Source organism: Kitasatospora sp. NPDC058046 (assembly GCF_042885595.1).
GTDB lineage: Bacteria > Actinomycetota > Actinomycetes > Streptomycetales > Streptomycetaceae > Kitasatospora.
This window is the reverse complement of sequence record NZ_JBHVRS010000004.1, coordinates 150,108-164,275: the sequence shown is the minus strand read 5'-3', so window position 1 is coordinate 164,275 and position 14,168 is coordinate 150,108. Positions and strand designations below refer to the sequence as shown.

General features: G+C 72.0%; 10 protein-coding genes and 2 tRNA genes. 11 read left to right on the top strand and 1 reads right to left on the bottom strand.

The window, feature by feature from the left end:
• Positions 1 to 4 precede the first annotated feature (4 nt).
• The 8 genes from ACFVU7_RS10515 (at position 5) to ACFVU7_RS10480 (ending at position 11,808) form a co-directional block, all read left to right on the top strand.
• Complete coding sequence (locus ACFVU7_RS10515; RefSeq protein WP_388044874.1) at positions 5 to 874, top strand: nucleotidyltransferase; 870 nt, start codon at positions 5 to 7, stop codon at positions 872 to 874.
• A 719-nt stretch (positions 875 to 1,593) separates the two neighbouring features.
• On the top strand, positions 1,594 to 3,426 hold the full coding sequence (locus ACFVU7_RS10510) for an APC family permease (protein WP_388044873.1): 1,833 nt from the start codon (positions 1,594 to 1,596) through the stop codon (positions 3,424 to 3,426).
• A 399-nt stretch (positions 3,427 to 3,825) separates the two neighbouring features.
• The gene (gene kdpF, locus ACFVU7_RS10505; protein ID WP_380608319.1) at positions 3,826 to 3,915 is read left to right on the top strand and encodes a K(+)-transporting ATPase subunit F; all 90 of its coding nucleotides are present in this window, start codon (positions 3,826 to 3,828) and stop codon (positions 3,913 to 3,915) included.
• Between the two features lies 1 nt (position 3,916).
• Positions 3,917 to 5,581, top strand: a complete 1,665-nt coding sequence (gene kdpA / locus ACFVU7_RS10500; RefSeq protein WP_074003982.1) for a potassium-transporting ATPase subunit KdpA — start codon at positions 3,917 to 3,919, stop codon at positions 5,579 to 5,581.
• Entirely contained in the window at positions 5,581 to 7,695 is a 2,115-nt protein-coding gene (kdpB, locus tag ACFVU7_RS10495) for a potassium-transporting ATPase subunit KdpB (protein ID WP_074003981.1), read from the top strand. The genes kdpA and kdpB overlap by 1 nt, the downstream gene beginning before the upstream one ends.
• Before the next feature lie 20 nt (positions 7,696 to 7,715).
• On the top strand, positions 7,716 to 8,351 hold the full coding sequence (gene kdpC, locus ACFVU7_RS10490; protein ID WP_388044872.1) for a potassium-transporting ATPase subunit KdpC: 636 nt from the start codon (positions 7,716 to 7,718) through the stop codon (positions 8,349 to 8,351).
• Between the two features lie 121 nt (positions 8,352 to 8,472).
• Positions 8,473 to 11,064 (top strand): ATP-binding protein, encoded by a 2,592-nt coding sequence (locus ACFVU7_RS10485; protein WP_388044871.1) that lies wholly within the window; start codon positions 8,473 to 8,475, stop codon positions 11,062 to 11,064.
• Between the two features lie 69 nt (positions 11,065 to 11,133).
• On the top strand, positions 11,134 to 11,808 hold the full coding sequence (locus tag ACFVU7_RS10480; RefSeq protein WP_049652081.1) for a response regulator: 675 nt from the start codon (positions 11,134 to 11,136) through the stop codon (positions 11,806 to 11,808).
• 269 nt (positions 11,809 to 12,077) lie between these two features.
• Here the strand turns inward: ACFVU7_RS10480 and ACFVU7_RS10475 are convergent, their stop codons facing one another.
• Entirely contained in the window at positions 12,078 to 13,346 is a 1,269-nt protein-coding gene (locus ACFVU7_RS10475; protein WP_074003979.1) for a hydrolase, read from the bottom strand.
• Between the two features lie 279 nt (positions 13,347 to 13,625).
• On the opposite strand from ACFVU7_RS10475, the gene ACFVU7_RS10470 reads away from it, so the two are divergent.
• From ACFVU7_RS10470 to rpmG, 3 genes are all read left to right on the top strand, one after another.
• A tRNA-Thr gene (locus tag ACFVU7_RS10470) sits at positions 13,626 to 13,698 on the top strand.
• Between the two features lie 43 nt (positions 13,699 to 13,741).
• Positions 13,742 to 13,814 (top strand) — tRNA-Met (locus tag ACFVU7_RS10465).
• An 83-nt stretch (positions 13,815 to 13,897) separates the two neighbouring features.
• Positions 13,898 to 14,062, top strand: coding sequence for a 50S ribosomal protein L33 (gene rpmG, locus ACFVU7_RS10460; RefSeq protein WP_006604855.1), 165 nt, complete (start codon positions 13,898 to 13,900; stop codon positions 14,060 to 14,062).
• The last annotated feature ends 106 nt before the right edge of the window (positions 14,063 to 14,168 follow it).

Genomic DNA, 14,168 nt, shown 5'->3' with positions numbered 1-14,168 from the left:
CGGCATGGCACTTACGCTTTCCCAGGCCTTCGACATCTTCCTTGAGCGGTTGACACCGCTACAGAGTGATCGAGATGCGAAGGCTCGCCACAGGCGCACCGTTGAGACCTCGCTGAAGGGGTCCACCAGCTTCGGCGTGCAGATGTTCCGGGAGACCGGATCATTCGGCCACGGCACCGGCGTCCGCGGGTACTGCGACGTCGATCTGCTGGTCAGCATGACTGGCCGGCCTGGAAGCTCCGACACCGCTCTGCGATGGGTCAAGGATGCGCTTACTGCCAGCTTCCCAACAACAGTCGTCGAGATCCGCCGGCCCACGGTCGTCGTCAGGTTCGCAGGCGGAACGGAGCAGTGGGAGATCCTCCCCGGCTTCCGCACATCCCCCAAGAATGAGACGCCGGTCTACGACATCCCTGCAGCGGCGAGTGGCTGGATGAGCTCCGCCCCGACGGCGCACCTCGACTATGTCAACAACGTGAACCAGCAGACTGGCATACCCGGCGCAGCGAAAAAGCTGGCCCGGCTTGCCAAGGCCTGGAAGTACTTCAACAGCGTGCCGGTCTCCTCCTTCTATCTGGAGATGCGCGCCGCCCAGTACATGGCCGTGCAGAGCTCCTTCATCGCTGCCAGCAGCCTGTGCGGCTACCTGGAGTGGCTCGACAAGATCGCGCTCGCGGACATGAATGACCCCATGGGTGAGGCGAGCCGGTTCAGTGCCTGTTCCAGCCCGGCCACAAAGACTACGGCGCTGTCTAAACTCCACACCGCGGCTACACGCTCCAGGAGGGCACTCGACGCCCAGCTGGTAGGAAACATGCCGCAGGCCTTCGAGTGTCTGAGCCTGCTGTTTGGAGGCCAGTTCCCGAATCGGTGACGTCGAATCGCTGCGGTCTGGATGTGACAGGCGGCGACGAGTTCGCAGGCCCGGTTCGACCTCGGCAACTCGGCCGGCGGAGCATGATCAGAAACGCAGAAGGGCCGGGCCCGGGCAGCGGAGATGCTGCCCTTGGGTCCGGCCCTTCGGGTGCTCGTGGAGGCGGGTTGGCGAGGGCTGCCGGGAGCATGATCCGGACCAGTAGCGGACCAGATCCGGTCCGCGAGCAAGAGTCCGCAGGTCAGAGCGCCTCTGGTCAGCGGCCTGTAAATCTGTCGCGCAAGCTACGCAGGTTCGAACCCTGCACCAGCCACAGGATAGAGAAACAGCCCCCGATCTGCGGAAACGCGGATCGGGGGCTGTTTCGTTTTGCCGGGGCGGCCTTGCCGGGGGCGGGGGAGCGGGAAGTCGGGAGGGCGGGCGCCGGGCCGACTTATTGCACATTGCTTGCAATTACGGGTGCCAGGCAGCAGAGTGGGGCCCGGGGGTGGGAGTCCTTCGACAGAGCTGATCGTCTTCCCAGCCGGCGACCGCCGGGACAAACGGCTCGCCCCACCCCCGCCAACAGCCACCCGACGGAGGCCGACGCGGCGTGACGGCCGCGTCAAGGGCGCGTCAAGGCCGCTCGTGGCGGCGTCAGGAACGCGTAGGGGCCCGGCGGGCGACGGGCGCGCGGACCGCAGGATCGGAGCAACTACCGACTGCGGAGGTCCCGTCCGATGTCCAGCGCCATCACCACCCCGGCCGTCACGGCCGACTCCGAGCCGCCTGGCACCGGCGCGGGAGACGAGCGGCACCGGCTCAGCGCGCTCGGCGGGCTGGCCGCGCTCTCGCTGGACGCCATGGCCTCGGTCGCGTACGGGCCGGAGTCGATCGTGCTGGTGCTGGCCGCCGCCGGGGCGTACGGGCTGGGCTTCACGCTGCCGGTCACCGCGGCGATCGCCCTGCTGCTGGCGGTGCTGGTGGCCTCCTACCGGCAGGTGATCGCGGCGTTCCCGGACGGCGGCGGCGCCTACGCGGTGGCCAAGGCGCACCTCGGCCGCCGGACCGCGCTGACCGCGGCCGCCTCGCTGGTCGTCGACTACGTGCTGAACGTCGCGGTCTCGGTCACCGCCGGCGTCGCCGCGCTCACCTCGGCCGTCCCGGGCCTGTACGACGACCGGGTCTGGCTCTGCCTGGGGGTGCTCGCGCTGGTCACCGCGGTGAACCTGCGGGGGATCGCCGAGTCGGCGCGCTGGTTCATGGCGCCGACGGCCGTCTTCGTGCTCTCCATCCTGGCGATCGTCGTGGTCGGCCTGTTCCGGGACGCCCCGGCCAGCACCGCGGCCGCCGCCGGCCACGCCTCGACGCTCGCCGAGAACGCCACCACCGTCGGCGCGCTGCTGCTGCTCAAGGCCTTCGCGGCCGGCTGTTCCGCGCTGACCGGGGTGGAGGCGGTGGCCAACGCCGTCCCCTCCTTCCGCACCCCGCGGGTCAAGCGCGCCCAGCACACCGAGGTCGCGCTCGGCGCCCTGCTCGGCGTGATGCTGATCGGACTGGCCGTGCTGATCGGCCGCTTCCACCTCCAGCCGGTCGAGGGCGTCACCGTGCTCGCCCAGCTCGCCGACGCCTCGCTCGGCCACGGCTTCGGCTTCTACGTCGTCCAGTTCGCCACCGTGGTGCTGCTCGGGCTGGCCGCCAACACCTCCTTCGGCGGGCTGCCGGTGCTGCTCGACCTGCTCGCCCGGGACAACCACCTCCCGCACCTGTTCGCGCTGCGCGCCGACCGCCAGGTGTACCGGTACGGCGTGCTGTTCCTGGCCGCGGTGTCGGCGGCGCTGCTGGCCGGCTCCGGCGGGGACGTCAACAGCCTGGTGCCGCTGTTCTCGATCGGCGTGTTCGTCGGCTTCACCATCTGCCAGGTCGGCATGGTCCGGCACTGGCTGCTGCACCGGCCGTCCGGCTGGCGGTGGAAGGCCGCGCTGAACGGCTTCGGGGCGCTGCTCACCGGCGTCGCGGCGCTGGTCGTCACCGGCACCAAGTTCACCGAGGGCGCCTGGGGCATCGTGGTGGCCCTGCCGCTGCTGGTGGTGCTGTTCGAGGCGGTCCACCGCAGTTACGGGCGGATCGGCGAGCGGCTGGAGCTGGGCCGGGTGCCCGGCCCGGTGACCAGGCAGCGCAGCCTGGTCGTCGTCCCGGTGACCACGATCACCCGGCTGACCAGGGACGGCCTGTCGGCGGCGCTCTCGCTCGGCGACGAGGTGATGGCGGTGACCGTGGTGCACGAGCCGGCCGCCGCCGAGGCGCTGCGCCGGGACTGGGAGCTGTGGCGGCCGGGCGTGCCGTTGGTGGAGATCCCGGATGTCCACCGCCGGCTGGGCCGGCCGATCGCCGACTTCGTCAACGAGCTGGGGGCGGAGCACGCCTACGACCGGCTCACCGTGCTGATCCCCGAGGTGGAGCCGGCCCGCTGGTGGCAGCGGGCGCTCCAGAACCGGCGCGGCGCCGTGATCGACCGCGCCCTGCGGCGGCACACCGACGCGGTGGTCTGCCGGTTGCGCATGCGGATGTGATCAGGGGACGGGTACGGAACGGCCCCGGACGGCAGCCCGCCGTCCGGGGCCGTTCCGTACCCGGGCGTGCCCCCGGCGGCCCGCCGCCGAACGCGCCCCCGGCCCGCCGCCGTGTCTCGGCCCGATCACGACGGTCTCGGTCCGGTGAAGCGCCCGTCAAGGCCGCGTCAACGTCGCGCTGTCACCCGTATGGAGGGCGTCAGGGCCCCATAACGCGCCGCTGACGGCTGGTTTGCTGCATCTGCCGGTCGTCCGCCGGCGCCGCGCGAGCCCCTTCGGCCCAGGTCGCGGCATCTCCCGAACCACTCTGGTGGAGCCCATGTCCGATCTCATCTACGTCGGTGTCACGGTCGCCGTGTTCGCCGTCATCGCCCTGATCGCGCGGGGGGTGGAGAAGCTGTGAGCGTTGAGAACATCGCTGGTCTGGTCGTGGCCGTCGCGCTCGTCGGCTATCTCGTCGTGGCGCTGATCTTCCCGGAGAAGTTCTGACATGGGATCCACTCTCGCGGGCTGGCTCCAGGTCATCGCCCTCGTCGGCGCGCTGGCCCTGTGCTACCGCCCCCTCGGCGACTACATCGCCAAGCTCCTCACCTCCGCCAAGCACCTCAGAGTCGAGCGCGGCATCTACAAGCTGATCGGCGTCGACGGCGACGCGGACCAGCGCTGGCCGTCGTACCTCCGCTCGGTGCTGGCCTTCTCGGCCGTCTCCGTCCTCTTCCTCTACGGCCTGATCCGCCTCCAGGGCTACCTGCTGCTGAACCTGGGTGTTCCGCAGATGGAGGGCCACCAGGCCTGGAACACCGCGATCTCGTTCGTCGCCAACACCAACTGGCAGTCCTACGGCGGCGAGTCCGCGATGGGCCACCTGGTGCAGATGGCGGGCCTGGCGGTGCAGAACTTCGTCTCCGCGGCCGTCGGCATCGCCGTCGTCGCCGCGCTGATCCGGGGCTTCACCCGCAACCGGACGGACCGGATCGGCAACTTCTGGGTGGACCTCACCCGGATCAACCTGCGCCTGCTGCTGCCGATCTCGATCGTCTTCGCCCTGGTGCTGGCCGCCAACGGCGTGATCCAGAACTTCCACGGCTTCCACGAGGTGACCTCGCTGGCCGGCGAGGTCCAGAAGATCCCGGGCGGCCCGGTGGCCTCCCAGGAGGTCATCAAGCTGCTCGGCACCAACGGCGGCGGCTTCTTCAACGCCAACTCGGCGCACCCGTTCGAGAACCCGACCGGGTTCACCAACCTGGTCGAGATCTTCCTGATCCTGCTGATCCCGTTCGCGCTGCCGCGGACCTTCGGCCGGATGGTGGGGGACAACCGCCAGGGCTACGCGATCGTCGCCGTGATGGGCCTGTTCTGGGCCGCCTCGGTGGCCCTGCTGACCCTCGCCGAGTCGCAGCACCACGGCGCCGCCCTGCAGGCCGCGGGCGCCGCGATGGAGGGCAAGGAGCAGCGCTTCGGCATCGCCGCGAGCTCGCTGTTCGCCGCCTCGACGACGCTGACCTCGACCGGCGCGGTGAACTCCTTCCACGACTCGTACACGCCGTTCGGCGGCGGGCTGACGGTCTTCAACATGATGCTGGGCGAGATCGCGCCCGGCGGTGTGGGCTCCGGCCTGTACGGGATGCTCGTGCTGGCGGTCATCGCGGTGTTCGTGGCGGGCCTGATGGTCGGCCGCACCCCCGAGTACCTGGGCAAGAAGCTCGGCGGCCGGGAGATGAAGTTCGCCTCGCTGTACATCCTCACCACGCCGACGATCGTGCTGGTCGGCACGGGTGTGGCGATGGCCCTGCCGGGTGAGCGCGCCGGGATGCTCAACTCGGGCGCCCACGGCTTCTCCGAGGTGCTGTACGCCTTCACCTCGGCCGCCAACAACAACGGCTCGGCCTTCGGCGGCATCACCGTCAACACCGACTGGTACGACACCGCGCTCGGCCTGGCGATGATCTTCGGCCGGCTGCTGCCGATCGTCTTCGTCCTGGCGCTGTCCGGCTCGCTCGCCCAGCAGCAGCCGGTCCCGGCCACCCCGGGCACCCTGCCCACCCACAAGCCGCTGTTCGTGGGCCTGCTGTCGGGCGTGATCCTGATCGTCGTCGGCCTCACCTACTTCCCGGCCCTGGCTCTCGGGCCGATCGCGGAAGGTCTGTCCTCCTGATGTCCACCCCTACGCTCAACCCCGCACCGGCCGACAAGGCGGAGCCCGCCGCGCCGCACAGAGTGTCGAGCGGCCTGCTCGACCCGAAGCTGATCCTCGCGTCCCTGCCGGACGCGGTGAAGAAGCTCGACCCCCGGGTGATGGTCAAGAACCCGGTGATGTTCGTGGTCGAGGTCGGCTCGGTGGTCACCACCATCGCCGCGATCGCCGACCCGTCCGTGTTCGCCTGGGCGATCACCGTCTGGCTCTGGCTGACCACGATCTTCGCCAACCTGGCCGAGGCCGTCGCCGAGGGCCGTGGCAAGGCGCAGGCCGACACCCTGCGCAAGACCAAGAGCGACACCATGGCCCGCCGGCTCACCGACTGGCCGGCCACCGGCGCCGAGGAGGAGGTGCCCGGCACCGCGCTCCGGCTCGGCGACCACGTGGTGGTCGAGGCCGGGCAGGTCATCCCCGGTGACGGCGACGTGGTCGAGGGCGTCGCGAGCGTCGACGAGTCGGCGATCACCGGCGAGTCCGCGCCCGTCATCCGGGAGTCCGGCGGCGACCGCAGTGCCGTCACCGGCGGCACCAAGGTGCTGTCCGACCGGATCGTGGTGAAGATCGCCTCGGAGCCCGGCAAGTCGTTCATCGACCGGATGATCGCCCTGGTCGAGGGCGCCGCCCGGCAGAAGACGCCGAACGAGATCGCGCTCAACATCCTGCTGGCCTCGCTGACCATCGTCTTCCTGGTCGCGGTCGTCACGCTCCAGCCGATGGCCACCTACGCGGGCGCCCCGCAGTCGATGATCGTCCTGGTCGCCCTGATCGTGGCGCTCATCCCGACCACCATCGGCGCGCTGCTCTCCGCGATCGGCATCGCCGGCATGGACCGGCTGGTGCAGCGCAACGTGCTGGCGATGTCCGGCCGCGCCGTCGAGGCCGCCGGCGACGTCAACACCCTGCTGCTCGACAAGACCGGCACCATCACCCTGGGCAACCGCCAGGCCGCCGAGTTCCTGCCCGCCCCGGGTGTGTCCACCGAGGACCTGGCCAGCGCCGCGCAGCTCTCCTCGCTCGCGGACGAGACCCCGGAGGGCCGCTCGATCGTGGTCCTCGCCAAGACCGAGTACGGTCTGCGGGCCCGCGCCCAGGGCGAGCTGACCCACGCCACCTGGGTCCCGTTCACCGCCCAGACCCGGATGTCGGGCGTCGACCTGGACGAGGCCGACGGCGTCCACCAGGTCCGCAAGGGCGCCGCCGGGGCCGTCTCCAACTGGGTGACCGGGAACGGCGGTTCGGTCGGCGACGAGGTCTCCACCCTGGTCGACGGGATCTCCGCCGCCGGTGGCACCCCGCTGGTCGTGGCCGCGAAGACCGGCAGCGCGCCCGCCCGCGTCCTGGGGGTCATCCACCTCAAGGACGTGGTCAAGGAGGGCATGCGGGAGCGCTTCGACGAGCTCCGCCGGATGGGCATCAAGACCATCATGATCACGGGCGACAACCCGCTGACCGCCAAGGCGATCGCGGAGGAGGCCGGCGTGGACGACTTCCTCGCCGAGGCCACGCCCGAGGACAAGATGGCCCTGATCAAGAAGGAGCAGGAGGGCGGCAAGCTGGTCGCGATGACCGGCGACGGCACCAACGACGCCCCCGCGCTCGCCCAGGCCGACGTCGGCGTCGCGATGAACACCGGGACCATGGCGGCCAAGGAGGCCGGCAACATGGTCGACCTGGACTCCAACCCGACCAAGCTGATCGAGATCGTGGAGATCGGCAAGCAGCTGCTGATCACCCGCGGCGCGCTGACCACCTTCTCGATCGCCAACGACGTGGCCAAGTACTTCGCGATCATCCCCGCGATGTTCGCCGGGGTCTACCCGGGCCTGAGCCACCTCAACATCATGGGCCTGCACAGCCCGCAGTCCGCGATCACCTCGGCGATCATCTTCAACGCCCTGGTCATCATCGGCCTGATCCCGCTCGCCCTGCGCGGCGTGCGCTACCGCCCGTCCGACGCCAGCTCGCTGCTGCGCCGCAACATCGGCGTCTACGGCTTCGGCGGTCTGGTGGTGCCGTTCGTCGGCATCAAGCTGATCGACCTGATCGTCCAGTTCATCCCCGGCCTCAGCTGAAGCGGGAAGGAGAGAAAACCATGTCCAAGCCCCTGCCGACGATCCTCCGCACCCACTTCACGGCCCTGCGAGCGCTCCTGGTGCTCACCGTGATCCTCGGGGTCGTCTACCCGCTCCTGATCACCGGTGTCTCCCAGGTCGCCTTCTCCGACAAGGCGAACGGCTCGCCGGTGACGTCCGGCGGCAGGGAGGTCGGCTCCAGCCTGATCGGCCAGAGCTTCAACCTCCCGAAGGCCAACCCGGACGACCCGAAGGAGGAGGCCCAGCCGGACCCGAAGTGGTTCCAGCCCCGCCCCTCCGCGGCCGGGACCGGCTACGACGCCTCCTCCTCCAGCGCCAGCAACCTCGGCCCGAACAGCGAGGACCTGCTGAAGGCCGTCAACGACCGCCGCGCCGCCGTCGCCGCGTTCGACGGCGTCGACCCGGCGAGCGTCCCGGCCGACGCGCTGACCGCCTCCGGCTCCGGCCTCGACCCGCACATCTCCGTCGCGTACGCCAAGGAGCAGGTCGAGCGGGTCGCCAAGCACCGCGACCTGCCGGTGGAGACGGTGGGCAAACTGGTCGAGAAGTACACCGAGAGCCGCTCGCTCGGCTTCCTCGGCAACGAGGGCGTCAACGTCGTGCTGCTCAACAAGGCGCTCAGCGAGCAGAAGTGACACCACCTCGTACAGACGGGTGACCGGGCCGGCCCGGGCACGGGGGCACGCCTCCCGCGCCCGGGCCGGCCGACCCGCGTCCGCAGACGTGCACCACCTCCCGATGGAAAGAGCAGTGCCCATGGCCCGCGACCTCACCCCCGGCACCGGCATCCGCGGCGGCCGGCTGAGGGTGTACCTCGGCTCCGCGCCGGGGGTCGGCAAGACGTACCGGATGCTGGACGAGGCCCGGCGCAGACAGGAGCGCGGGGCCGACGTCGTGGTCGGGTACATCGAGTGCCACGGCAGACCGCACACCGAGGCCATGCTGGCGGGCCTGGAGGTCGTGCCCCGCGTCCACCGCGACTACCGGGACGCCGGGTTCGACGAGATGGACCTCGACGGCGTGCTCGCCCGCCGCCCGTCCGTCGTGCTGGTGGACGAGCTGGCGCACACCAACATCCCCGGCGGCCGGCACGCCAAGCGCTGGCAGGACGTCGAGGAACTGCTCGCCGCCGGGATCGACGTCGTCACCACCGTCAACATCCAGCACCTGGAATCGCTGAACGACGTCGTCCGGAAGATCACCGGCATCCCGCAGCGGGAGACCGTCCCGGACGAGGTGGTCCGCCGGGCCGACCAGATCGAACTCGTCGACATGGCCCCGCAGGCGCTGCGCCGCCGGATGGCCCACGGCAACGTCTACAAGGCGGAGAAGGTGGACGCCGCGCTCTCGAACTACTTCCGGGTCGGCAACCTCACCGCCCTGCGCGAACTCGCCCTGCTCTGGGTGGCCGGGCGGGTGGACGAGGGACTGCGCGACTACCGGGCCAGCCACAACATCGACCGGGTCTGGGAGACCCGCGAGCGGGTCGTGGTCGCCCTCACCGGCGGCCCCGAGGGCGAGACCCTGATCCGTCGCGCCGCCCGGATCGCCGACCGTACGGCCGGCGGCGAACTGCTGGCCGTCCACGTCTCCCGCAGCGACGGCCTGGCCGGCGCCTCCTCCGGCGCCCTCGCCCAGCAGCGGCAGCTGGTGGAGACCCTCGGCGGCAGCTACCACGTGGTGGTCGGCGACGACGTCCCGACCGCGCTGCTCACCTTCGCCCGCGCCCACCACGCCACCCAGCTGGTGCTCGGCACCAGCCGCCGCGGCCGGATCAACCGCTTCCTCACCGGCCCCGGCACCGGGCAGACCACCGTGGACGACTCCGAGGACATCGACGTCCACATGGTCACCCACGAGTTCACCGGCCGCGGCCGGCTGCCCTCGCTCGGCCGCCGCCACTCCCGGCGCCGCACCATCGCCGGCTACCTGGCCGGCCTGGCGGTGCCCTGGCTGCTCACCGTCCTGCTCTCGCAGGCGGACCACAGCATCAACCTGACCACCGACGCGCTGATCTTCCAGCTCGGCGTGGTGATCGTCGCCCTGCTCGGCGGCGCGGTGTCGGCCCTGCTGGCCTCGGTCGTCGCCTCGGTGCTGCTCAACTACTACTTCATCCCGCCGGTCCACAGCCTGACCATCGGCGAGACCAACAACATCGTCGCCCTGGTGGTCTTCGCCGCGATCGCGCTCACCGTCTCCACCGTGGTCGACCACGCCGGCCGGCTCACCAGCCGGGCCGCCCGCGCCACCGCCGAGGCCGAGACCCTCTCCACCCTGGCGGGCAGCGTGCTGCGCGGCGCCGACGCGCTGCCCGCCCTGCTGGAGAAGTCCCGGACGGCCTTCGGCATGCGGGCCGTCGCGCTGCTCTCCCGGGGCGACGGCGAGGTGCTCGCGCACAGCGAGGGGGACCACCAGGGCGACGGCGAGGGGCCGCACGAGACCGCCGAGGTCCCGGTCGGCGCGGACGCCCTCCTGGTGCTCACCGGCCGCCGGCTGCCCGCCGCCGACCAGCGGGTGCTGACCGCCTTCGCCGCCCACGTCGCCGCCGCGCTGGAGCGGGACCGGCTGGCCGTGGTCGCCGCCGAGGTCGAGCCGATCAAGGCCGCCGACCGGATGCGCACCGCCCTGCTCGCCGCCGTCAGCCACGACCTGCGCACCCCGCTGGCCGCCGCCCGCGCCTCGGTCGGCTCGCTGCGCAGCCCCGACGTCGAGTTCTCGCCCGAGGACCAGGCCGAACTCCTCGCCACCGCCGACGAGTCGCTGGTCAAGCTCACCCGGCTGGTCGACAACCTGCTCGACATGAGCCGCCTCCAGGCCGGCGCGCTCACCCTGCACCTCACCGAGACCCACCTCGACGAGATCCTGCCCCGGGCGCTCGACAGCCTCCCCGACCCGTACGCGCCGGTGCAGCCGCTCGACCTGGACACCGCCCCGCCGGTGCTCGCCGACCCGCCGCTGCTGGAGCGGGTGCTCGCCAACGTGATCACCAACGCGCTGCGGTACAACGCCCCCGGCGCGCCCGTCCTGGTCACCGCCAGCCACCACGCCGACCAGGTGGAGATCCGGGTGATCGACCGCGGCCCCGGCATCGCCCCCGAGGACCGCGACCGGGTCTTCCTGCCCTTCCAGCGCCTCGGCGACACCGACAACACCACCGGCGTCGGCCTCGGCCTCGCCCTCTCCCGCGGCCTCGCCGAGGCGATGGGCGGCAGCCTGGAGGTCGAGGACACCCCGGGCGGCGGCACCACCATGCTGCTCACCCTGCCCGCCGCCACCACCGAGCCCGGCACAACCGAGCCCAGCACCACTGAGCCTGGAGCTTTCGGGGAGGAACCTCCACATGAGTGAACGAAGTGAACGAACCATCGAAAGGTGCGCGTCTCGCGAAGCGACTGCCGAGCGAAGCGAGGCGGGCGCATGAGTGAGATTCTGGTCGTCGACGACGAGCCCGCCCTCCTGCGCACCCTGCGGATCAACCTCAGCGCCCGGCACTACGCCGTCCGCACCGCCGCCAGCGGCGGGGAGGCGCTGGACCGCGCCGCGCACAGTGCCCCGGACGCCGTCCTGCTCGACCTCGGCCTGCCCGACCTCGACGGGATGGACGTGCTGCGCGGCCTGCGCACCCACAGCGCGGTGCCGATCATCGTGCTCTCCGGCCGGACGGACGCCGCCGACAAGGTGGGCGCCCTGGACGCGGGCGCCGACGACTACCTCACCAAGCCGTTCCTGATGGACGAGCTGCTGGCCCGGCTGCGCGCCGTGCTGCGCCGACCGCTGGGCGACGTGCCGCTGGGTCGGCCGGTGATCGGCGACCACACCGTGGACCTCGCGGCCACCGCGGTGCACGGCCCGAACGGCCCGGTCCGGCTCACCCCGACCGAGTGGCGCATCCTCGCCCTGCTGCTGGCCAACCCGGGCCGGCTGGTGCCCGGGAGGCAGATCCTGCGCGAGGTGTGGGGCCCGGCCCAGGAGGGGCGCGGCAACTACCTGCGGGTCTACTTCGCCGGGCTGCGCCGCAAGTTGGAGCGCGATCCGGCCCGGCCGCGGCACCTGGTCACCGAGCCGGGGATCGGGTACCGGTACGTGCCGTGACGGACCGGCGCACCGGTGCCGGCGCGCCCCCGTCAACGAGCCGTCAAGAGCGGCCCGGTGGGCGACAGGGGGGCGTCAAGGCCGCTCGGGGGCGGTGTTCCGCGGGCGTAGTGTCGGTGTCGAACGAGCGGCCCCTGCTCCGTGTGGGGGAGGTCCGGGGCCGCTCCAGCCGCCGCCCGAGGCGGCCAGCAGGTGGGGGAGGGGCGCGCGACACCAGTCGCGCGCCCCCATCTGCCGTCAGGGGCCATCAGGCCCACTCCGGGACCGGCTCAGCCGTCCCCGCCCCCGGACTGCCGGGGCAGCGCCAGCGCCACCGTGTCCGCGAACTCCCGGACCGCGCTGGTCCGGCTGACCACCCGGCCGCTGTGCACCACCAGCCGGCTGTGCCCGCCCGCGAGCGCCCCGGCCAGGCTGTCCCCGCGCACCGCCAGCAGCTCCGCCGGGAACCCGGCGTCCACCCGGACGGGTGCCAGGCCGAGCGCCGCCCGGGCCTGGTTCGCCACCGCGTCGTACGCCGCCTCCGGGGTCAACTCCCCACCGGCCGCCAGCAGGTAGGCCGATTCCAGCGGATCCGCCCGGCCGACCGGGTTGGACGGGTCGCGCAGCGCCCCGCTGCCCGCCGCCAGCGGCACCCCGGCGGCCGCCAACTCCCGTACCAGGCCCGGCCGCAGGCCCGCCGAGCGGCCCTCCATGCCGGTGCAGCAGCCGTTCTGCGGCAGGCAGACCACCCGGACCCCGCTGGTCGCCAGCACCGTCGACGCGCCCCGGGGCAGCGCCCCGCACGGGCCGAGTGCCACCCGGGGCCGCAGCGGGGCCAACGCCCCGGTCATCCGGGCGAGTTGGGCGGCGTCGCCGGCGCCGGTGTGCAGGTCCACCGGGCAGTCCGCCTCCCGGGCGGCCTCCAGCAGCAGCTGCACGTACCCGGCCGGGTCCGGGTCCAGCTCCGGGCAGCCGCCGGCCGCCGTGGCGCCCAGCTTGAGCGCCTCGCGCAGCTGCGCCCGGCCGTCCGCGCCGGCCCGTCCGGTGAGCAGCCGGGGCATCGCCACCGCCTGGAGCTCGGCCAGCCCGCCCAGTGCCTGCCGGGCGGTCAGCACCGCCTCCAGCCGGCGCAGCCCGTGCACGTCGCCGATCCGGACGTGGGTGCGCTGGGCGGTGGCGCCGTAGCCGAGCGAGGTCAGCGCGGCCTCGGTGACCCGGCGGGTGAGGTCGGCCGGGGTGTCCGGCGGCGGGGTGGGCAGGGCGGCGGAGAAGGCGGTGTCGTAGTGGGCGTGCGCCTCGGCGGGGGCCGGGAGCAGCAGGTAGCCGCGCAGGTCGATCCGGGCGCCGGTGGTGACGGTGGGCGCGCCGGGCAGGGCGGGCAGCGGGCCGAGGCTGCCGACGGTGCCGACCGCCTGGATCCGGTCGCCGCTGATCCGGACGTCCACCACCCGCCCGTCCGCCAGCCGGGCGCCGGTGAGGAGCAGGACCGGGCCGTGCCCGAGCGGGTTGGCCGCCGGGCCGGGCCCGGAGTGCGGCCCGTCGGCGGCTGCGCTGTCCATCGCCCGGCTCCTTCTCGGGCCGGCCCGTGCGGTCGGCCCCGTACGGCTGGCCCGTACCGCCGGCCAGTCCTCCCGATCAATGAGCGTCGAGCCTATGGGCCCGGGGGGCGGGTCGCCGGGAGGCGGGCAATAGTCGTATCGGGTCGGGCCGTGCGGCTCGCGGGCCGATCGAACGCCGGGCCTTGGATCGTCCGTCCGTACCCCTCGCCCACCTGCGGTCTTCGCCGCGGGATACGGATTTCACCTCCGGGCGCGAAACGTGTAATCTCTTCCTCGTTCGCCCCTATAGCTCAGTCGGTAGAGCGTCTCCATGGTAAGGAGAAGGTCTGCGGTTCGATTCCGCATGGGGGCTCTGGTGAGAAGCGGTCAGCTCCGGCTGTGCCGCGGATCACTGTGGCGGTGTAGCTCAGTTGGTAGAGCAAGCGGCTCATAATCGCTGTGTCACCGGTTCAAGTCCGGTCACCGCTACCCCGCGTAGTCGGTCGGGAGATCGCACTCCCGGTCGGCTACTCTTGTTGTGTTCTTATTCGTTGTCCAAGGAAGGCACTCCCGTGGCTGCCACCGACGTCCGCCCGAAGATCACGCTGGCCTGCGTGGAGTGCAAGGAGCGGAACTACATCACCAAGAAGAACCGGCGTAACGACCCGGACCGTCTTGAGATGAAGAAGCACTGCCCCCGCTGCAACTCGCACACCGCGCACCGCGAGACCCGCTGACCCTCTTGCAGGGCGACGGGCCTGTGTGAACTCAGGTCTCTTGCTCCGGGCCGCATCCCTCACAGGGGGTGCGGCCCGGAGTTTTTTTCGTATCCACCCGCGTTCC

What these genes read in the sequence shown, in the direction of transcription:
- ACFVU7_RS10475 (WP_074003979.1), bottom strand. Translation starts at nt 13,346, where the DNA reads ATGGACAGCGCAGCCGCCGACGGGCCGCACTCCGGGCCCGGCCCGGCG.
- ACFVU7_RS10510 (WP_388044873.1), top strand. Translation starts at nt 1,594, where the DNA reads ATGTCCAGCGCCATCACCACCCCGGCCGTCACGGCCGACTCCGAGCCG.
- ACFVU7_RS10485 (WP_388044871.1), top strand. Translation starts at nt 8,473, where the DNA reads ATGGCCCGCGACCTCACCCCCGGCACCGGCATCCGCGGCGGCCGGCTG.
- ACFVU7_RS10515 (WP_388044874.1), top strand. Translation starts at nt 5, where the DNA reads ATGGCACTTACGCTTTCCCAGGCCTTCGACATCTTCCTTGAGCGGTTG.
- kdpA (WP_074003982.1), top strand. Translation starts at nt 3,917, where the DNA reads ATGGGATCCACTCTCGCGGGCTGGCTCCAGGTCATCGCCCTCGTCGGC.
- kdpC (WP_388044872.1), top strand. Translation starts at nt 7,716, where the DNA reads ATGTCCAAGCCCCTGCCGACGATCCTCCGCACCCACTTCACGGCCCTG.
- ACFVU7_RS10480 (WP_049652081.1), top strand. Translation starts at nt 11,134, where the DNA reads ATGAGTGAGATTCTGGTCGTCGACGACGAGCCCGCCCTCCTGCGCACC.
- kdpB (WP_074003981.1), top strand. Translation starts at nt 5,581, where the DNA reads ATGTCCACCCCTACGCTCAACCCCGCACCGGCCGACAAGGCGGAGCCC.